Here is a 19171-nt window from a genome sequence, read left to right on the forward strand (position 1 = left end):
CCAGGGAAACGCCCTGGAGGAATGTCATGGTGTCAGCCGCATTGCTGATCGTCGCGGGTATCGAGCTCGTGTGCGTCGGCCTGCTGTGGACGCGAACCACACACGTCGCCCGGGTGCTCGTGCTCGGCCTGGTCGGTCTCGGAATCGCCTATGACTCAGTGATTTTCGGACTCGGCGCGCTGATCGGCGAGGGGGCGCTGCTGCACGGTCTGAGTGTCGGCAGGTTCGTCGGCCACGCCGTGCTCACTCCGCTGCTGGTGCTGTGGGCGGTGGATCGCATCGGAGCGGGTCGTCGGTGGCGACAGGCGGCGCAGGTGTTCACCGTTCTGCTGGTCGTATGGGGCGTGGTCGAGCTGGCTCACCTGACACTGGTCCCGTGCCAGTTCGCCGACACGCTGCGGTATTCGGGGGAGAACCCGGCACTCCCGATTCCGGCGCTCGCGGCGACCGCGGTGCTGCTGACGGCGGGCGTGGTGTTGTGGCGCAATGAAGGTCTGCGGTTTCCGACGCTCGGGATCGTGGGACTGATCGTCGCCTCGGGTGCCGCTGTCGCCTGCCCGCCGCTGGGCAATGCCGGGGAGGCGATCATGTTCTGCGCCCTCGTCGGCGCGGAACTCGCAGCATCACAACGATATTCGGCCCTGCGGTCGAGAGATGTGACATCCTCCCGCGATCGGTAGCCGAACAGCTCAGATACCGCCGCTGCCCCCGGCCGTCGCGCGGTGGGAGCGAAACTCGCGGTTTCGGTCCCGGTGGCCGTGCGACGGCGGCGGATTCCTGCGACGAGGTAGCCCGCCGACAGGCACGGCATCGCTACCGCATCGTTGCTGCGGTGGGGCGGAGAGCGGGGTCGGGGGCGAACGAGGTCAAGCCGACCTTGCGGTACCTGGCGGCCAGTCGTTCGTACTTGCGGCGATTACGTGCCATGGGGGAATCGGTCACCACGGCGGGGAGCTGCTGGTAGGCGATGCGCAGTGCGGTGGTGAGTGCCCGGAACTCCCGTTCGTGTCGGCTGGTCCAGGTGATCGGCATCTTGGCCCGAACGTCGGGGTGCATGATGCCGCAGCCGAGGACCATCGCGAAGTGACCGAGGACCGGCGCGCTCAGCCGCCACAGCGGGCCGATCGCCGCGGGCAGGAAGTCCGGTCGCGGGGAGAGGCGTACCGAGCTGGTGGCCGCTTCCAGCGCGGAGGTGACCCGCAGCTCGGCGATCCGCTGCTCGTAGTGGGCGACCAGGTCGGGAAAGGCGGCGATGGGCGCCGAGTTGCCGGGTAGGTGCAGCCCGCTGGTCTTGTGCAGGTAGTGGTCCCAGATCGCCTGGTTGTCCGCCGCCGTCGGGGTGTCGCCGGTGAGCGCGAGATAGGCGCCGCGCTGAACGAAGAAGGTTGAGTAGAGGATCCAGTTCCACGCCTGCGGGTTGAGTGCCGAATAGCGCTCGCCGTCGGGGCCGACGCCCTTGACATCGCGGTGCAGCAGCATCAGCCGCTCGGATTCGGCGTCGCGATCGGCGTCCTCGCCGTGGTAGATCAGCTGGTCGGCCGCGGCGGTGCGGACCGCGCGCGCCCACGGCTGGTAGCGGGCACGTCCGGTCGCCTCCAGGGCCGCGGAGACCGGTGGCAGCATCGGTTGGTCGAACAGGGCGACGCCGAAGAGGCCGAACAGGACCGAGCCGCCGACGGCTTCGAATCGTGCGACAGCAGAGGCGGATTCGCTCGTGGGGGACGCGGTATCGACAGCACCCGGTGGTTGATGCGGCAGGGGACAGGTCATCGGTGAACTCCTTTGTTCCGCCGTAGTGGGCCGTGTCGAGCCCACCTTCACTCATTGTGGTGCAGTGTGACACCACAACTGGTGTGGTGCTAGCGTGCACCAGAATTGGCGGCTGGTCAAGAGTGGTGGGATACGCTCGTACAACAGCTCCCCGCGATGAGCGGGTACGGGAATGGGAGGCGGTCGAGGACGTGCCTGGGCAACCCGATGTCGCCGCCGCTGCGCGTGTCTACGGCGGAGTCGCCGCCGACGAACGCCGCTCCCGCCGCCGCGGCGCACTCGTCGACGCCGCGCTCGACCTGCTCGCCGAGGGTGGCGCGCCTGCCGTCACCAAGCGGGCGGTCTGCGCACGGGCCAAGCTCAACGACCGCTACTTCTACGAGCACTTCACCGACCGCGACGCCCTGCTCACCGCCCTGGTCGAAGAACACACCGCGCTCGGCATCGTCACGGTGGTCACCGCGGCCCGCGAGGCCGCCCCGGATCTGCACAGCCAGGTGTACGCCGCCGCCGACGCCGCGATCGGCTTCCTGCTCGCCGACCCCCGCCGGCAGGCGTTGCTGCTCAACGCGCACAGCACCGAGGCATTGCAGGCTGCACGGCTCACCACTCAGCACGCGATCGCGCGCGCGATGTCGGCAGTCGGGCGCGAACTCGTCGCCGAGCCCACCCCCGATCCACTCGACTCCGACATGGCCGCCTACGCGGTGGTCAGCGGAACACTCGAGCTGGTCGCCGCATGGATGCGGGGCGAATTCGCCGCAACGCGAGACCATCTCACCGACCTTATCGCCCGCCTGCTGCTGCTCACCGACAATTCGGGCGTTCTGCAGGTCGCGGGAGTGAAGCCGACCGGCTGAGTCTCAGCACGCCTGCGCCCCGCGCGACAATCGAGCCATCCGCAGGTGGCCTGCTCGAGACCGCGGCCGTATTCGCAGAGCATTCGGCCCGGGCCGAGTCCCCATTGTGATGTGCTCTATTCCGATCGAGTCGTTGCTGTGAACCTGCCGTGCGCGGGTCCATTCCCCGCACTCCACCGCGGGACGAGGGTTCGATATCGGTGAACGCACGTGTGGAGGAATGATCGTATGCGACTTCGGCGAACCGGCCTGTCGGCGGTGGTGACAGCGCTGGCGGCGATCGGGGTGTACGCGGTGACCCCGGTCGCGAGCGGTCAGGTGCCCGAACGTACGGAGACGGTGTACGCGACTTCCTCGCCGGTGACTTCGGTAATCGCCTCGAAAGTCACTCTCGCCGTGCCCTTGCCGCCGGGCAGCCTCCCGCATCCGCAGGCGTGCGACACCCTGTCGTATCTGCGATGGCGATCGGTCGACGGGCCGAGGTCTTCGGTCGACGCCGAACGCGTCCTGGTAGCGCAACCCGGTGTTTTCGAGGGTGCGGGTGCCTTCGACAGCGTGGCGCGCAACACCGTCGCGCGGGCCGCCGAACTGGGCAGCCACATCGAATTCTGGGCACTGGACCGGCGATCGAACTGCCTCGAGGACCACACCGGGGTCGCCGCCGCGCTACGGACCGGATCGTTCGACACCGCCGCGGACTACTACTTCAACGGCGCCGAGGCCGACGGTCGCCGGTTCAGCGGCTTCGCCGAGGGCGAGGCTACGGCCTGGTTGCGAGACCAGGGACTCGCGCAGACCCTGCGCGACGAATACGACGTGCTGCGGATCGAATTCCCCGACCAGGCGGTGCGCAAGCAGAAGGTGCTGTGCGGCGGGCATTCGCTGGGTGGTTTTCTCACCGGTTACTTCGTGGAATGGGACTTCGACGGCAACCCGGCCACCACCGATGACGCCGGTTACAACCAGTGCTCGGGCTATTTCGCGCTCGACACCACCATTCACGCCGGACTGAGCTTGCGTGGCCTGCAGGTTCCCGAGCTTCCCGCCCCGCTCGCCGGAGTGGTGGAAGCCGGCTCACTGCAACTCGATACCGCGCTGCCGGTCCTACGCCTGCCCGCGGTGATCAACCCCGAGACCACCAATCTGCTCGCCCTGGCAGGCCTCGCGGCGCGACTGAACCCCGACGGCGTCAACGACCTCGTCCGCCGCCTACCCGACAACCCCAACATCGCCGCGACCCTACGAACCCTGCTCTCCCAGAACGCCGCGATGTTCGCCACCGGACAGCCGAGTGTGCGTGACCTCAACGCGACCAACGAAGCTGTGCTCGGCGCGATCCTCGACGACAATTCCCAACCACTCGGCTTCCTCCAGGCCAGCGTCGGCCTACCCACCGGCGGCCCGATCGGCCCGAAATCCTTCCCCCTGCCGGACTCGATCGCGCTGAGCCCGCTCACGATGGGCATGTTCGGCGACGCACCGAAGGTCTCGCCGACCGTCTACAACCCCGAAACCCTCTACCGCTGGGCCGATTACGACGACACCGCGGACCTGACGGCCCCCTACACCTCCGCCACCAGCGAAGTGACCGCCATCGGCGAACTGGCCCGCAGCCTCTGCGAACCACCCCTCGACTTCACCGAATGGTATTTCCCCACCCGCCTCACCCTCGACCTCCAGCAGACGTCAGCACCGTCGTTCGCCGCCGACCACGTCCACCTCGACGGCGTGAACCGCAACCCCATCCTCACTTTCCGCAGTAGCGGCGGTATCCCTGTAGCCGACTCGGGAAGTCCCCACGACGAAGTGATCCATCTCCCCGGCTACAACCACATCGACGTCCTCACCGCCGCCGCTGACCAGAACGACGGGCGACCCGAAGTCGTCTCCACCCGTCTCGCCCAATTCGCCACCGGTGCTCGTTAGTTCATGCTCACTGCGCCTTCGACCGGGATGGGCGAGAAGAAGGTCGATCGTTCGAATTCGCGGTGCCGCACCGCGAGGACGAACGCGGTGTATTCGCGGTGGTCGAAAGCGAGCCTGGCGGTTCCGGCCGCGGCCCTGCATTCCGGCGTGGCGCTGAATTCGTAGAGGCCGTCTAATCGTCGATCGATGGTGAGGGCTCCATGGACGGGTAGGTCAGCTCGTATCGCGTCTTGGAGGGCATCGAACTGGTCGTGGTCGAGGGTCAGGCACTCGTCGAGCGGGACAGGGTGTGCCGCGGTGTCGACGGGGCCCGCGAGTTTGTCGTCCCAGAGCAGGGTGCGATGGTCGTCGCGGTAGACCATCACGCACGCCTGCTGCGGGGAACTGGCGGCCGCTTTGCGGAAGTGGGCGGCGGTCGGTGTCAACAACGACATGGTGGATCCTTTCGAACAGCGCTGTCGGCGGCGGTGCCGACAGCGCGGACGCACGCTAGGGGAGGCTGCCGATAGCGGCGAAATTGCAGGGGCGGGCGTAGTCGTCGTGGTCGATGGGCTGGTCGGGTCGCCAGTCCGTGGCGTAGGTGATGCCGGGGTCGGCGATGGTCCAGCCGTCGAAGAAGGTCTGGAACTGCGCACGGGTGCGCAGGGTGACCGGCGTGCTGGCATCGGTGAAGACGGCAGCGCCTGCGGCAACCTGGGCTTTGATCTCCGATCCCGCGTCTTCGAGGGACACGTGTGTCATCGCGATGTGGCTACCGGGAGCGAGGGCATCGCGCAGTTGCGCGACGATCTTGGCGGGTTCGCTGGCGTCGGTGATCCACGGCAGCACCGAGACCAGCAGCAGACCGACGGGTTCGGTGAAGTCGATCAGGCGTTGGGTGTCGGGGTGGGCGAGGATGCGTGCGGGATCGCGCAGATCGGCGTCGACCATCGTCGCGGTGTCGGTGACGCCTTGTTCGCGCAGCAGGTCGCGGGCGCGGTTGATCGCCTCCTCGTCGTTGTCGACATAGACGACACGGGAGTCGGGCGCGAGTTCGCGCGCGACTTCGTGGGTGTTGCCGCCGGTCGGCAGGCCTGACCCGATATCGAGGAACTGGCGGATTCCGGTGCCGGCCATATAGCGAACGGCGCGACCGAGGAACCGGCGATTGTGCTGGGCCCACAGCGGATAGAAGGGGATATCGGCGTAGAGCCGTTGAATGAACGGCAGATCCGATTCGAAGATCACCTCGCCGGTGACCATGTGGTGATAGATGCGGGCGGAGCTGGGTTTGTTGGTGTCGATCGGACGGGGCTCGAAGTCACTGTCGGACATCGTGTTTCCTCTGCGGTTGCGGTGGGGCGTGGTCTATCGCTGGATGGTCGGTCGGCTGCGGAGGCCGCGGACGAGGTGTTCCATGAACTGGCGCGAGTCGTGCGGGCTCAAGGCGGTCATCGTCAGGCGGTTGAAGATCTTGTCGCGGATCCCGACCCCGGGTTTGTCGTCGATGTAGCGGATCTCGCCCTGGGCTTCGACGACGGCCATCTCCAGATCGCCCGCGGCCCCCGGGGAGGGCACTCGAACCAGGATGTAGCGGTCCTCCATCCCCGCGCCCGGTGCCTGGTGCGTGAAGGGCATGACCTGGATCTGGATATTGGGGCGGGTGGAGAGTTCGAGGAGATGGGTGATCTGGTCGAGCATCACCGCGTCTCCGCCGTAGGTGCGGCGCAGGCAGGACTCGGACAGGATCGCGTGGAACTCGGGCGCTCCCCGCCCGAGCAGGATTCGCTGACGCGCGATGCGGGCCTTCACGTAGTCGTCGACGGTGACCGCGTCCGGATCGTCGGGGTCGGGTTGCAGTGGTTCGTGCAGCGCGCGGATGTAGCTCTCGTGCTGGAGCAGACCGGGAACGATCTCGGCGCCGGTCTCGCGTAATCGATCCGCCACAGCCTCGAGGTCGACGAGCAGTCGCAGTTCCTCGATGTAGGCGCGACGGTAGCCGGAGTTCCAGAATCCGCGGCGGTGGCTGTCTTCGCGGAGATCGAGCAGGATCGCGATGTAGTCGTCGTCGGTGGCGCCGAGCTGTCTGACCAGCTCGGCGAGCGCCTGGGCGCTCAGATTGCCGGTGCCCCCGATCACCGCCGCGATCCGCGACTGGCTGACCCCGATCAGCTTTCCCGCCTCGGCCTGGGTGGTTCGAGTCCGGCGCAGCAGCGCGTCGATCTCTCTACCTAGCAGCACTTTTCGTGCGGTTCGTGCCATGGATCCCACCGTATCGGGCTGCTGGGCGGCGGATGCCACCAGTTTCGCAAACCTGATTATCAGGTTAGATTATCAACCAAGATTATTTGGCGAACAAGTCAGAGGGTGAGTCCGAACTGCGACATACCCTGCGGCGCAAGAAGAGTGGGCCCACTCATGGACGTCACCGACCCCGAAACCCTGCGCGGCCATGCCGATGCCGGAGCCGCGAACAGCTGGGGACAGCGGCTTCGGACCTTTCGCCGCGCTCGATTAGGGCTCAGCCGTGGGGATTTCGCCGAGTTGATCAACGATCGGGCTCGCCGCGACAGCGTCAATGTCGCGTGTTCGGAACGACACGTCGCGCGCTGGGAACTCGGCGAGGTCCGCAGGCCGAGCAAGTCCTACCGTGCTCTGTTGGCCGCGCTCGGCGCACCGGTGCCGGAGATCGACGCCGTACTGTCATCCTCTGACCTGAACATCGGGTTCGCTCGTGACGTGGTGTCACGGTCTCCCGAATTCCCCGGTGCCGGTTCCCGTCGCGGCGCGGATGCGACTCTGCTGGAGGCCCTCGCGACCGCCGTTGTCGGTTCCGCCGACATCCTGACGCCCTGGCTTCCCTCCCTCGACGCGTCCGAGTCCCTGTGCGATACACGGCAACTCGATCTCGATACCGTGCGTAGCGCCACCGCGGGCCTGCGTGAACGCGACCAGCGACACGGCGGCGGTTCGATCGCCCGCACGGCCGTCGATCTCCTGAAATCGACGACCGCGCTGCTGGCCGGGCACCGCGGACACACGACACTCGCGCACACGCTGCTGGTCGCCACTGCCGACCTGGCCCGGCTGATCGGCTGGGCCTACCACGACATCGGTGATCAACACCGCGCCCGCCAATACGCGACGATGGCCTTGGTTTCCGCGCGGCGAGCGGGCGCGGACAGTCTGGTCGCGTCGACGCTCTACGTGCTGGGGCGGATCAGTTTGATCGAACGCGACCCACGCGCCGCGCTGCGCATGTTCCAGCTCGGGCAGCTGCCCGCCCAAGATGCCGGTGGTGGGGAGTCCGCGCGCTTGTATGCCAATGCGGCCTGGGCGCACGCCATGATGGGCGACGCAGGCCGGATGCGGACCGCGCTCGCCCGCGCCGAAGACGAGACCGCTCGGGTCGCAGACCCCATCGACCCGTGGACCCGGGTGTTCTTCACCCCCGGAGAGTTCACCGGCATGCGATCGGTGATCTACAACGAGTACGCCCTGACCGCCCGCGGACAGACCGCCGAGCACTTCACGGCCGAAGCTGTCGACGCCGCCCGAGCCTCGTTGGCCGCGTCCACACCAGGACGACCGGCCCGCAGCATTCTGTTCGACAACATCACGGTCGCCACGGGCGCCTTCCGTCTCGGCCAGATCGATGAGGGGGTCTCGTTCGCGACGGCGTCGCTGGACATGACCGGCCAGGTCGACAGCGGGCGCGTCGGCGACCGACTGGGGCAGCTGGTGCACGCCGCGACCCTCGCGTCGTCGCGATCCGACGTTCGGGACCTGTGCCAGGCGATCCGCAGGACTGTCCGCGCTCGGCACACTCCGAGTCCGATGACCGAACACCGCCTCGCGACCGCGTAGCACTGCGGGCGCGAGGTGACGATGTCATCCGCGCACCGCGATATTTATGACATGCCCTGTCGAATGTCATTGTCGCAGAACCTGTTCGGCGATGTAATCGCTCCATGACTACGACGACGCCGAGGCGTGGCCAGCGGGAGATGGGCAGACGCGAGTGAACCGGGTGTGTGTAGCGGCGACGCACGCAGGCGTCGCCACCGCGACGTCTGACAACCGCGCCGCGGAGGAGGTGCGGATGCGGACCGCGGAGGGATTACTGGAGGCGCGCCAGTTGCTGCTCGCCGTCGCAGGGAACCTGCGTGGCGGTTCCCCGTTGATCGGATGGGCGCGCGAGCTGGCGGATCTGCACGCGACATTGTTCACCGCGTCGGTGTCGACCACCCGTCGGCCTGCTGACTTCGATGCCGTCGCTACCCGCGGCCGAATCGACACCACCATCGGCCTGATCGACGAGTGGTCGGCCTGCCACCTTCCTCGCCCCACCTCGGGCCGCCGCCACACCCATTCCCTCGGCGAGGTGATCAGCCACGTGGCCGACACCTACACCCACGTTCAGTGGACACTGCGCCACACCAAGAGTGCCGAACACCAGCACCATGCCGCCCTGCGCTTCGCGCAAGTCCAGGAAGGCTATGCCGATCTGGTCGGCGAGATCCGCGCCTTGCGCGTCGCACTACCGCTGGGCCGGGGCCACCGACCGGCCCCATGACGGGCGAGGTGGATCAGCCGTCGAGCAGGTGCGGTAGGCCCGCGCGGAAGCGGTCGGCGTCGATGGCTTTGGCAGCGGCGAAGGCGGGCAGCGAGACCAGCGGGAAGATCTGGGCGCGCGGGCCCGGGTCGTCGGCGGCGTCGAGGACGGCGTTGGCGGCGGCCCGGCCGGATTCGTTGGCGCCTTCCATGGTGGCCAGGTCGATGTGGTTGCGGACGTGGTCGCCGCCGAAGTAGAGGTTGGGAATCGCGCAGTGCGCGTCGGGGCGATCGTCGTAGGAGCCGACCGTGTTCACCAGCAGGGGAGTTTCGTTGTGGATGGTGTCGCCGGACCAGGTGATGCCGGGGTCGAGATGCCAGGAACGGATGTCTTCGTCACGTAACCAGTCGGTGCCGGTATTGAGCCAGACTTTGAGCTGAGCCCAGGTCTCGGTCGCGATCTCGGCCGCGGTGCACTCCTTGGCGGTGCGCCCGTAGAGGATGCCGGGGGTGTCCCAGTCGGAGATGTCGACCGAGAGGCATTCCAGCACCGAACCGTCGCCGTAGGTGGCGGGGAAATCACCCACCCACATGGGGGCTTGGCGCAAGGCGGTGAGTGCCCAGGGGGAGCCGAGTGCGGCGATGTGCCCTTCGGGGATCTCGGTCGTGCGGCGCAGGTAGTACTGGATGCCGACCATCCAGTCGGTGACCAGGTTTCGCATCCCGGCCAGGCGTGGATCGGCGTCGATGATCGTGTCGTCGAGCAGATCGACGGCGCGGTCGACCGGCACGGCGCACAGATAGTGGTCGGCGGTCACCGTCGTGGATCCACTCGTGCCGGTGATCGTTGCCGAGGCGATGCGGCCGCCTGCCATCCGCAGTGCGGCAAGTCCCCGACCCAGCACGAAGCGAACCCCGAGCGATCGCAGGTACTCGACCCACGGATCGATCCACGCAGTGCTGGTGGGGCGGTTCAGGATTCGATCGATGCCACCGGCGAACTGTGGGATCGTGCCGGTCGCGGCCAGGACGAGTGCCTCGCCGATCGTGCCGATGGTGCGTGCCGAACTGGTCTGGGGTTTCGCGGCGACGGTGATCCGGGTGAGCGCGTTCACCAGATACTTGCGATAGGCGGGCGACTTCCCCTCGGCGTGCATGATCTGTTCCCAGGTCACGTATTCCCACTGGCCGAAACGCCGTTCGGTGCTGGAGGTGAACCACACCAGCATCTGTTTGGCGAAGAACGCCAGCTCGTGCGGCGGTAGCCCGGGGATGAAACCGAGGGCGCCGATGATGCTGTTGCGCAACACCTCCGGCGTCAGTTGACTCAGTCCGCCGAGCTCGACCGGGGCGAAGATCGGTGGGAGATCCTGGAATCCGGCGACCGTTCCCTCGACCCGTACCAGGTTGTCGAGCACGCCGTTCGGGTTGCCGGGGAACGGGATTCGGCTCATCGTGTCGGGAACGTGCTGATAGCAGCCGGGGAAGAACCGGAAGCCGTGCTCTCCCGGCAATTCCTGGCGACCGGGTGCCGCTGTCCCCGGCACCCCCATGCTGCGCGCCTTGCCGCCGAGAAGCGCGGGTTCGTAGACGGTGATGTCGTATCCGCGTTCGGCCAGTTCGTGGGCCGCGCTCAGCCCGGCCATGCCACCGCCGAATATCGCCACCGTTTTGCCGCCGGAGCGCAATAGTGGCGAGCGCCGGTTGCTCGGCGCGGCGGCGGCGACCGGGGGAGCGACGGCCAGCGCGGCTCCGGCGACGAGCCCGGCGCGCAACGCGGTGCGGCGGGTGATCGGTGCTGACAACGGTGTCGGCTGATCAGGCATGGTGTTCTCCTGGACCTGCGGTGGTGAGGGTAGAGCGCGGGGTGGACGGGGCTGGGATGTGAGATGGGTTGCCGTGCAAGGCTGTTCGTGTCATCCGCCATTCGCGGGTCGAGTCGCGGACCTCGCGCGCCATGTCGGCGAGGACGGCGGGCAGGTGCGCTCGCTGATGACGCAACGCGCGGACCGCGAGACCGAGCGCGCGTGCCGGGGCGTACAGCTCGGCGGGCCGGTGGGTGCGGGAGAAGATGCCCGCGGTGATCCGTGCCAGGTCTGGATCGTCGGTAGCGGTGCGGTAGAGCTCGATCTCCAAGGGCCGCATGACCTCACCGCGGGCCAGCCGGTTGGTCCAGTGGAAGATCTCGCGGCACTCGATGACGCGACGGCGTTCCCACTCCGACAGTGCCGCGTCGAGTGCGCGCGGGTCGTGGAGAACCTCGACCACCGACTCGGCGAGCGTGCGTCCGTAGTGCAGCGCGTCGCGGATGCCCTGCGCGGTGACGGGGTCCTTGAAATGTCCGGAATCGCCGGGTAATGCCCACCCGGGGCCCGCGGAACGACGGAAGTAGGAGGAGATGCCGGTGGCGGAACGGACCCGGCCGACCCGCTCACAGCCGCTCAATCGCTGCGTGAGGTCCGGAATCCGGGTGAGAGCCTCGGTATAGCGGCGTTCGGCCTCGCCGGGCCCGCGTCCCCGATCGTTGCCGGACGGGGGCTGCACCAGACTGAGGACCAGGCCGTCATCGCAGGGAAAGGCCGTGCCGAGATCGGCGCCGACCCGCCACTGGGCGGCGATGTGGCGTGGGGCGTCGGCGGTGTCCCGCCAGTACGCGAAGTAGCAGTCGCGTCCGCTGGGCACGGTCAAAAACGGTGGCTCGGCGCCGACCTCGCGGGCGATGGTGCTGCGCCGCCCGTCCGCACCGACGACGAGCGCGGCCCGAATCTCCACGCTCCGGCCCGCGCTGTCGAGGTATCGCACACCGGCGCAACGGTTTGCGTCCCACACCACCGAGGTGACCCGGCAGCGCGCCCGCACCTGCGCGCCCGCCTCGACCGCGGTGCGCAGTAGCGCGGCGTCGAGTCCGGCACGGCGCACGCACATCGCGTAGTCGATGCCCTCGACCGAGGGAAAGGCGGAATCGACACCGTAGCCTGCGCCCTGTGCGTAGGCCCTGGTCAGCCGTGGGGCACCGAGGGCCTCGACGGCTGCCAGCGCGTCGAGGCGCTGGAGTTCGGCCAGGCCCGCGGGCCAGAGCAGATGGGTGGACAGGGTGTCCGACGGCAAGGTGGCGGCGTCGAGAACGACGACGTCGCGGCCCGCCCCCGCCAGTGTCGCCGCGGTGGCCGATCCCGCGCAGCGCGCGCCGACCACGACGACGTCGGCCCGTTCGACCGCGGTGGCAGGGGAATCGACCATGAGGACCTCCTCGGTCACACAGTCTCGGACAGTGTGTCCGATTGATGATGAGGCGGACCGCGCACAGGTGTCAACAGCGAACCGGGACAGGGGGATTGGCACCGCCCGTACCCGCCACCCGGGCGGTTCGCCGCGTTACGGGCACAATGGGTCGCATGGTCACTGCCAGCGCGCCGGGTGCGGCATCGGCGACGGATCGCCGATGCCCTCGCTGACCCGTGTCCCGCGATCGGCGCGCAAACCGGCAGATGACCGGCGTGCCGAATTCGAGCGCCGGGTCCTGGCCGCGGTCGAGGACCTGCTCGCCGACGGCACGCCGTTCACCGAGATCGCCGTGCAGAAGATCGCCGCGGCCTCGGGGTCGGCCAGATCCACGTTCTATCGCTACTTTCCGGACAAGAGCAGACTGCTGATCCGAATGGCCGAGTTGGCCACCGCCGATCTGTTCGCGGCGGCGGAGCTGTGGTGGAACGCCGAGCACACCGATCAGCAGGCCGGTGTCGTTCGAGCCATGCGCGCGATGATCGGCGGCTTCCGCGACCATCGCTACCTGCTGCTCGCCCTGACCGAAGTCGGCTCCTACGACCGGGAAGTCGGTGCCTACTGGCGGTCCCGGGTGGCGACATTCGCCGAACTGGTGCGCGCGCGGCTCGAGGCCGAACAGTCCGCGGGCCGCGTCGGGCGACAACTCGACCCTCGGGCCACCGCGTTGGTCCTCACCTCGATGGTCGAACGCACGATCTCCGTCGCCTTCGCCGCCGAAACCGGTATCGGCGAGGAGGAATTGGCCGCCTCGCTCGGTCGCGCGATCTGGCTGGTCATCTACGGGGACGCGCCGCGGTAATGCCGACCGGCTGACCAGCCCGCCCGACCTCCCAGTAATGGGACATCTCTACAGATTTTCGTGAGTTGATTAGTTGAAGAGTCTCTCAATGTATCATCGCCTTAGTGGTGTCCGGAGAAGGAGACGCAGGACTATGAGCGAAGTTTCAGTGAGGCCCGATCCGGCGATGCCCGGTGCTCTCGACGGGGTACCGAGGTGTCGATACGGCACTGTCGAGGATTTCGAGATCGAGCGATTTCTCGACGGGATCGGCGCCTTCGCCGGGGCGGGCGCGAATGTCATCGTGCAGCTCGCGAACCGGCCGGTGGGGTACGGCGTCGTCGAGAGCACGGTCGACTCCGGCCGCGCCGACGTGCATCCATGGAAGCGGCTGCGCACCACACTGACCTACATCGCGGTGGCGATGCTCGGTACCGAGGATGACCGGGACGTGTATCGACAGGCAGTCGGTACCGTCCATCGCCGCGTTCGTTCCGCGCCGGGCGCCGAGGTGAGATACAACGCGTTCGATCCCGAGCTGCAGAAGTGGGTCGCGGTCTGCCTGTGCTGGGGCGTCATCGATATGCACGAACGCCTCTACGGGCCGCTGGACAAGGCCACCAAGGAAGTCTTCGTCCAGTACGCGGCCAGGTTCGGCACCGGGTTGCAGATGAAGGCCGACATGTGGCCCGCCGACCTGGCGGAGTTCGACAGCTACTTCGAATCCGGGCTGGCGAGCATGCAGATCGACGACGTGGTCGCCGAGTACCTGCGCAAGCTGGTCGGTTTGCGCAATGTTCCGCGGCCGCGTCTGCTCGCCAGCTTTCATCGTTTCGCCGTCACCGGCCTGCTGCCCGCACCCATGCGCGCACAGCTCTACCTGCCGTGGACCGACGAGCAGGAGCGACGCCATCGGCTGATGTTCCGAGGCATCGGAGCCGTGTACGGGCGGCTGCCCGTTCGCGCCCGGATGTTCCCGTACTCGACCGTGCTCGGGGATATGCGGCGGCGCCACCGACGCGGCCGCGCGCTAGTCTGAGCGCTGCGATCCACGGCGCGGTCGCACGCCACCGGCAGGCCGCACGATGTTCGGGCCTTGTGCTCAGCTGAGGGGAATGGGATATGGCCGAGTCGATCAGGTTGCTGGCCCGAATCCGTGGACACGGCAGTGTCGAGCGCGATAATCCCGATGTGCTGAACGCCGCCTTGGCCGCGTTTCTGGACTTCGGGATCAAGCGCACCAGCATGGGGGAGGTGGCCCGCCGAGGCGGGCTGTCCTTGGCGACGCTGTATCGCAGGTTCGGTGGCAAGACCGACGTCGTCCAAGCGGTCGGTCTCTGGCAGGTGCGCCACCTCCTCGAACAGGCCGACGCCGCGATGCGTGAGCAGGCCGAGGCGGGCGCCAGCGCCGAAGATCAGATTGTCGAACTGTTCGTCACGTTCGCCCTCGGCCTGCGCGAGAACCCGCTGCTGGACCGCCTGCTCGAAACCGACGCCGCCACGATCCTGCCCTATCTCACCACCGGTGGGGCGCCGGTCATCGAGCTCGGTCGAGACTTCTTGGCCGAATTCATCACCCGCCTGCAGCAGGCGGGAAAGCTCCCCGAATACGATCCGCTGCCCGTCGCCGAACTCGTGGCGCGCACCGCGTTGTCGCTGGTGCTGACCAAGCCGACGGTCATCCCGCTCGACGACGAGGCCGCGGCACGCCGGTTCGCGCGCGATCACATCGCACCCGGGTTCCGTCCGCTGGACGGGCGTGCCGCGGCCTCCGAGGCCTAGCCGGATCCCTCGCGGGCGGCGATCACCGGCCGAATCGGCGGCGACCGCGAGCACCGGTCGCGCGCATCGCGCTTCGCATGAACCCGAAGTTCTTCAGGCTGTACGGGTACCAGACGAGTTCGGACTTCTGCGTCGGCAGCGCCGGCGCCGTGATCGCCTGCTTGCGGCAATACTTGCGCACGCCGTCCGCACCGCCGAAGCGGTACCCGGTGCCGGACTGTCCCCAACCACCGTGGGGGAGCGCGAAATTGAACAGGTTGATGGTGGCGTCGTTGATATTCACCGCGCCGACCGTCAGCCGCCGGGCGATCTTCTGCCCGCGGGACTTGTTGCCCGTCCACACCGAGGCCGACAGCCCGTACTCGGAGTCGTTGGCGAGCCGGATCGCCTCGTTCTCGTCGGCGACCTTGATGACCGGGATGGTCGGGCCGAAGGTTTCCTCGGTGATGCACGACATCGAATGGTCGACGTCGACCAGCACGGTCGGTTCGAAGAAGTTGCCCTCGCCCGTGGCCTTTCCACCGGTGAGGGCTCGCGCGCCCTGGGCGATCGCGTCGTCGACGTGGCGGGTGACGATGTTCAACTGCGTTTCGTTGGCGAGCGGACCGATATCGACATTGCCACTGCGGTCGTCGCGGCCGAGCCGCAGCGTCTTGACATGGGCGACAAGCTTGTTCACGAACTCGTCGTACACCGGCGCCTCGACATACACCCGCTCCACCGACACGCACAGTTGCCCGGCGTTGGTCAGCGCGCCGAACGCGATGCCGTTGGCCGCGCGCTCCAGGTCGGCGTCGGCGAGCACGATCGCCGGGTCCTTGCCGCCCATCTCGAGGCTGTAGGGGCGCGTGCGTTCCGCGCACGCGACGGCGATCCGGCGCCCGGTGGTGCCGGAGCCGGTGAACTGGACGAAATCGGCGTTGTCGACCACCGCGGCACCGGTGTCGCCGGTACCGGAGACCACCGCGAACACCGGCGGCGCGCCGATCTCGGCCCAGCCGCGGGCGAGGACCAGCGGTGTCAACGGGGTCACCTCCGACGGCTTGAGCAACACGGCGGCGCCTGCGGCGAGCGCCGGAACGAGGTCCGAAGCAGGCATGGCGAGCGGAAAGTTCCACGGCGTGATGATGCCGACCACGGGATACGGTGTGTAGGTGGTGGTCAACTTCTTGATCCGCATCAGGGGACTGTGCGGGCTCACGTCGGTATCGGCGAGGAACTTCTTGGCGTTTCGCGCGTAGTAACCCAGCAGATCGACGGTGAAGGCGACTTCGACCTCGGCTTCCACCCGGGGCTTTCCCGATTCGGCTTGAATCGAATCCGCCAGTTCATCGGTGTGGTCGAGCACCCAGTCCTGTAGCGCGAGCAGCCACTGCTTGCGTCCGGCGGCGCTGATCGAAGCCCACCGCGGCTGCGCCTTGCGCAGCGCGATCGCGGTGGCGGCGACCTCCTCCGGGCTCGTGACGGCGACGGTGCCGACCAGTTCTCCGGACGCCGGGTTGCGAACAGTCAGTTCGGTGGCGCCGACGGTGGGTGTGGCGGAATCAGACACTTCTTCTCCTGGATAGCCGAATCGGTCTACCCGCCCACCTTAGACAGTGTGAGACGTTTTATGCGTCACTCTTTCAATGCTGGACCGAGATTCTCGACCGCGCCGTCGCCGCTGTTCGCCTATGTTATGTTGCATACCATAGAACGGCCTGGCGGCAGGCCGTGATGTCTCGAGCTGGAGGGTGTCGCATGGCCGAACCGGAGCAGCAGGCGACCGCGTGCGTGTTGTGCGAGTGCAACTGCGGGATCACGGTAGAGGTGGACGGGCGGCGGTTCGCCAAGATCCGTGGTGACAAAGCGCATCCGGCCTCGGCGGGCTACACCTGCGAGAAGGCGATGCGCCTTGACCTGTATCAGAACGGCCCGCACCGGCTCACCTCGCCGTTGAAGCGGACCGCCGACGGTTCCTATGTCGAGATTGATTGGGACACCGCACTCGACGAGATCGCCACCCGGTTGACCGAGGTCGAGACCCGGTTCGGTGGCGACAAGATCTTCTTCTACGGTGGCGGCGGGCAAGGCAATCACCTCGGCGTGGCCAATCAGCTCGCGCTGCGCGGCGCGCTGGGATCGGTGTACCACTCGAATGCGTTGGCGCAGGAGAAGACCGGCGAGATGTGGGTCGACGCCCGGCTCTACGGCGGGCACACCAAAGGCGACTTCGACAATGCCGAGGTGCTCGTGTTCGTCGGGAAGAACCCCTGGCAAAGCCACAGTTTTCCGCGTGCGCGTCCACTGCTCAAAGAGGTTGCGGCCGATCCACATCGAGCGATGATCGTGGTCGACCCCCGGGTCAGTGAAACCGCGGCCATGGCCGACCATCACCTGCAGGTGACCCCCGGTGGCGACGCGTGGCTGATCGCCGCCATGGTCGCGGTGCTCGTGCAGGAAGATCTCGTCGACGCTGCTTTCATCGCCGCGCACACCAGCGGCTACGACGAGGTCCGTGCGGCCTTCGCCGACGTCGATATCGCGGCCTTCGCCGTCACCAGTGGTGTCGGTGAAGAACAGATTCGGGCCGCCGCGCGACGGATCGCCGCCGCGTCGAGCGTGTGCGTCTACGAGGATCTCGGCATCCAGCAGGCGCCGAACAGCACGCTGGTGTCCTACCTCAACAAACTGCTGTGGATTCTCACCGGCAACTTCGCCGGACCGGGGAAGATGTTCCTGCACTCCTCGTTCGCGCCGCTGGCCGGTGGCGGTGGCTCCGGCGCGGGCCCGCGGAAACCGCCGACCAGGCTGGACCGCGCCCGCAAGGCGGCGACGGCGCGTGCGGTCACGACGGCGGGCTCGGCGATCGGGGTCGCGCTGCCCGCGTTGTCCGGCATCGCGGCACTGCGACCCGCGGTCGAAGCGGGCTCGCGCGCCCTGCTCGACGCGATGATTCCACTCGCAGGCGGCATGCTCGGCGGCACCGCGGGAGCGGCGGGCGGTAGTCGGACGAGTCCGGTCACCGGCGCGAAGATCATCGGCGGCCTGTTGCCGTGCAATTCGATCGCCGACGAGATCCTCACCGAGCACCCCGACCGTTTCCGGGCGATCTGGATCGACTCGTCCAATCCCGCGCATTCGCTCGCTGATTCGAAACGGTTCCGCGCCGCGATGCGGTCGATCGAACTGTCGGTCGTGATCGATGTCGCGTTCACCGAGACCGCGCGCGAAGCCGACTATGTGCTGCCCGCCGCGAGCCAATTCGAGAAGCCCGAAGCCACGTTCTTCAATTTCGAGTTCCCGCGCAACATCTTTCACCTGCGCAAGCCCATCGTCGATCCGCTGCCGGGCACCCGATCCGAGCCCGAGATCTACGCCGAGCTCCTGCGTCGAATGGGCGCGGTGGACACGGCGACGATCCACCGACTGCGCCGCGCCGCTCGCAGCGGGCGCGACACGTTCGGCGCCAGCTTCTTCGCGACGCTCGCCGCCCGGCCCGCGCTGGCGAAGCTCGCGCCCTATCTGCTCTACGAAACACTCGGCGAAACCCTGCCGCCGCGGGTCCGCGGTGCGGCCGTGCTGTGGGGTCTGAGCCAGATCTGTGCGATGTCGAATCCGAAAGGTGTTGCACGAGCCGGCTTTACCGGCAAAGGCGCGGCGCCCGGCAATAAACTGTTCGACGCGATCATCGACTCACCTACCGGCGTCGTGTTCACCGACGACACCTGGGACGACGTCTGGCACCACGTCAAGCGCAAGGACCGCAGATTCACCATCGCGATCGAGAATCTCCTCGGTCAGGTCCGTGCGCTGCCCTCGGCACGTTCGGTCTGGACCACCGAGGAGTTCCCGCTGGTCCTGGCCGCCGGTGAGCGCCGTTCCTTCACCGCCAACGCCATCTTCCGCAACCCCGAATGGCGTCGCCGCGACAAGCACGGCGCCCTGCGGATCAGCGCCGCGGATGCCACCGCGCTCCACCTCGCCACCGGCGATCAAGCGCGCCTGACCACCGAAACCGGTTCCGCGACAGTCACTGTCGAGATCAGCGACATGATGAGGGCAGGCAATATCGCCCTGCCCAACGGTCTCGGTCTGGACTTCCCGGCCACCGACGGCACCACCACCTCCGAAGGTGTCTCACCCAACGAGCTGACCAGCCTCGGCCTCAAGGACGACCTGGCGGGCACACCGTGGCACAAACACGTCCCCGCACGCCTCGACGCGCTCGTCACCTCGTGACCTACCGAGTCACCGC

Annotated in this window: 16 protein-coding genes; 9 read left to right on the forward strand and 7 right to left on the reverse strand. The window is 67.6% G+C overall.

What is annotated here, in order from left to right; genetic code table 11:
• Positions 1 to 26 precede the first annotated feature (26 nt).
• The gene (locus ACLJPD_RS14900) at positions 27 to 680 is read left to right on the forward strand and encodes a hypothetical protein (protein WP_410872685.1); all 654 of its coding nucleotides are present in this window, start codon (positions 27 to 29) and stop codon (positions 678 to 680) included.
• 133 nt (positions 681 to 813) lie between these two features.
• Here ACLJPD_RS14900 and ACLJPD_RS14905 read toward each other — a convergent pair whose 3' ends face one another.
• Positions 814 to 1770: an oxygenase MpaB family protein gene (locus ACLJPD_RS14905; protein WP_410872687.1), complete on the reverse strand. Its 957-nt coding sequence runs from the start codon at positions 1768 to 1770 to the stop codon at positions 814 to 816.
• Between the two features lie 125 nt (positions 1771 to 1895).
• Here ACLJPD_RS14905 and ACLJPD_RS14910 point away from each other — a divergent pair, with 125 nt between their 5' ends.
• On the forward strand, positions 1896 to 2630 hold the full coding sequence (locus ACLJPD_RS14910) for a TetR/AcrR family transcriptional regulator (RefSeq protein WP_410872688.1): 735 nt from the start codon (positions 1896 to 1898) through the stop codon (positions 2628 to 2630).
• 228 nt (positions 2631 to 2858) lie between these two features.
• Positions 2859 to 4556 carry a hypothetical protein gene (locus ACLJPD_RS14915; RefSeq protein ID WP_410872689.1) on the forward strand — a complete coding sequence of 566 codons (1698 nt, stop codon included), beginning with the start codon at positions 2859 to 2861 and terminating at the stop codon, positions 4554 to 4556.
• On the opposite strand, the gene ACLJPD_RS14920 is transcribed toward ACLJPD_RS14915, so the two are convergent.
• The 3 genes from ACLJPD_RS14920 to ACLJPD_RS14930 are packed head-to-tail and all read right to left on the reverse strand — an operon-like array spanning position 4553 to position 6797.
• Positions 4553 to 4990: a hypothetical protein gene (locus tag ACLJPD_RS14920; RefSeq protein WP_410872690.1), complete on the reverse strand. Its 438-nt coding sequence runs from the start codon at positions 4988 to 4990 to the stop codon at positions 4553 to 4555. The two genes, ACLJPD_RS14915 and ACLJPD_RS14920, sit on opposite strands and share 4 nt — an antisense overlap.
• A 55-nt stretch (positions 4991 to 5045) precedes the next feature.
• A complete protein-coding gene (locus ACLJPD_RS14925; protein WP_410872691.1) occupies positions 5046 to 5870 on the reverse strand; it encodes an SAM-dependent methyltransferase in 825 nt (274 codons plus the stop codon).
• A 33-nt stretch (positions 5871 to 5903) separates the two neighbouring features.
• The gene (locus ACLJPD_RS14930; RefSeq protein WP_410872692.1) at positions 5904 to 6797 is read right to left on the reverse strand and encodes a helix-turn-helix domain-containing protein; all 894 of its coding nucleotides are present in this window, start codon (positions 6795 to 6797) and stop codon (positions 5904 to 5906) included.
• 156 nt (positions 6798 to 6953) lie between these two features.
• On the opposite strand from ACLJPD_RS14930, the gene ACLJPD_RS14935 reads away from it, so the two are divergent.
• Both ACLJPD_RS14935 and ACLJPD_RS14940 read left to right on the forward strand, forming a co-directional pair.
• Positions 6954 to 8402, forward strand: coding sequence for a helix-turn-helix domain-containing protein (locus ACLJPD_RS14935; protein ID WP_410872694.1), 1449 nt, complete (start codon positions 6954 to 6956; stop codon positions 8400 to 8402).
• Between the two features lie 235 nt (positions 8403 to 8637).
• Positions 8638 to 9111 (forward strand): hypothetical protein, encoded by a 474-nt coding sequence (locus ACLJPD_RS14940; protein ID WP_410872695.1) that lies wholly within the window; start codon positions 8638 to 8640, stop codon positions 9109 to 9111.
• A 13-nt stretch (positions 9112 to 9124) separates the two neighbouring features.
• Here the strand turns inward: ACLJPD_RS14940 and ACLJPD_RS14945 are convergent, their stop codons facing one another.
• A complete protein-coding gene (locus ACLJPD_RS14945; protein WP_410872696.1) occupies positions 9125 to 10915 on the reverse strand; it encodes an FAD-dependent oxidoreductase in 1791 nt (596 codons plus the stop codon).
• Positions 10908 to 12329, reverse strand: a complete 1422-nt coding sequence (locus tag ACLJPD_RS14950; RefSeq protein ID WP_410872697.1) for an NAD(P)/FAD-dependent oxidoreductase — start codon at positions 12327 to 12329, stop codon at positions 10908 to 10910. The genes ACLJPD_RS14945 and ACLJPD_RS14950 overlap by 8 nt, the downstream gene beginning before the upstream one ends.
• A 202-nt stretch (positions 12330 to 12531) precedes the next feature.
• Here ACLJPD_RS14950 and ACLJPD_RS14955 point away from each other — a divergent pair, with 202 nt between their 5' ends.
• The 3 genes from ACLJPD_RS14955 to ACLJPD_RS14965 all read left to right on the forward strand — a co-directional run bounded on the left by ACLJPD_RS14955 (position 12532) and on the right by ACLJPD_RS14965 (position 14934).
• Entirely contained in the window at positions 12532 to 13173 is a 642-nt protein-coding gene (locus ACLJPD_RS14955; protein WP_410872698.1) for a TetR/AcrR family transcriptional regulator, read from the forward strand.
• A 133-nt stretch (positions 13174 to 13306) separates the two neighbouring features.
• Positions 13307 to 14191 (forward strand): oxygenase MpaB family protein, encoded by an 885-nt coding sequence (locus ACLJPD_RS14960; protein ID WP_410872700.1) that lies wholly within the window; start codon positions 13307 to 13309, stop codon positions 14189 to 14191.
• An 83-nt stretch (positions 14192 to 14274) separates the two neighbouring features.
• Positions 14275 to 14934: a TetR/AcrR family transcriptional regulator gene (locus ACLJPD_RS14965; protein ID WP_410872701.1), complete on the forward strand. Its 660-nt coding sequence runs from the start codon at positions 14275 to 14277 to the stop codon at positions 14932 to 14934.
• 22 nt (positions 14935 to 14956) lie between these two features.
• Here the strand turns inward: ACLJPD_RS14965 and ACLJPD_RS14970 are convergent, their stop codons facing one another.
• On the reverse strand, positions 14957 to 16486 hold the full coding sequence (locus ACLJPD_RS14970) for an aldehyde dehydrogenase family protein (RefSeq protein WP_410872702.1): 1530 nt from the start codon (positions 16484 to 16486) through the stop codon (positions 14957 to 14959).
• Between the two features lie 188 nt (positions 16487 to 16674).
• On the opposite strand from ACLJPD_RS14970, the gene ACLJPD_RS14975 reads away from it, so the two are divergent.
• Positions 16675 to 19155, forward strand: a complete 2481-nt coding sequence (locus tag ACLJPD_RS14975) for a molybdopterin-dependent oxidoreductase (protein ID WP_410872703.1) — start codon at positions 16675 to 16677, stop codon at positions 19153 to 19155.
• Positions 19156 to 19171: the final 16 nt, after the last annotated feature.

It is taken from the genome of Nocardia sp. A7 (assembly GCF_046549215.1).
Lineage (GTDB): Bacteria > Actinomycetota > Actinomycetes > Mycobacteriales > Mycobacteriaceae > Nocardia.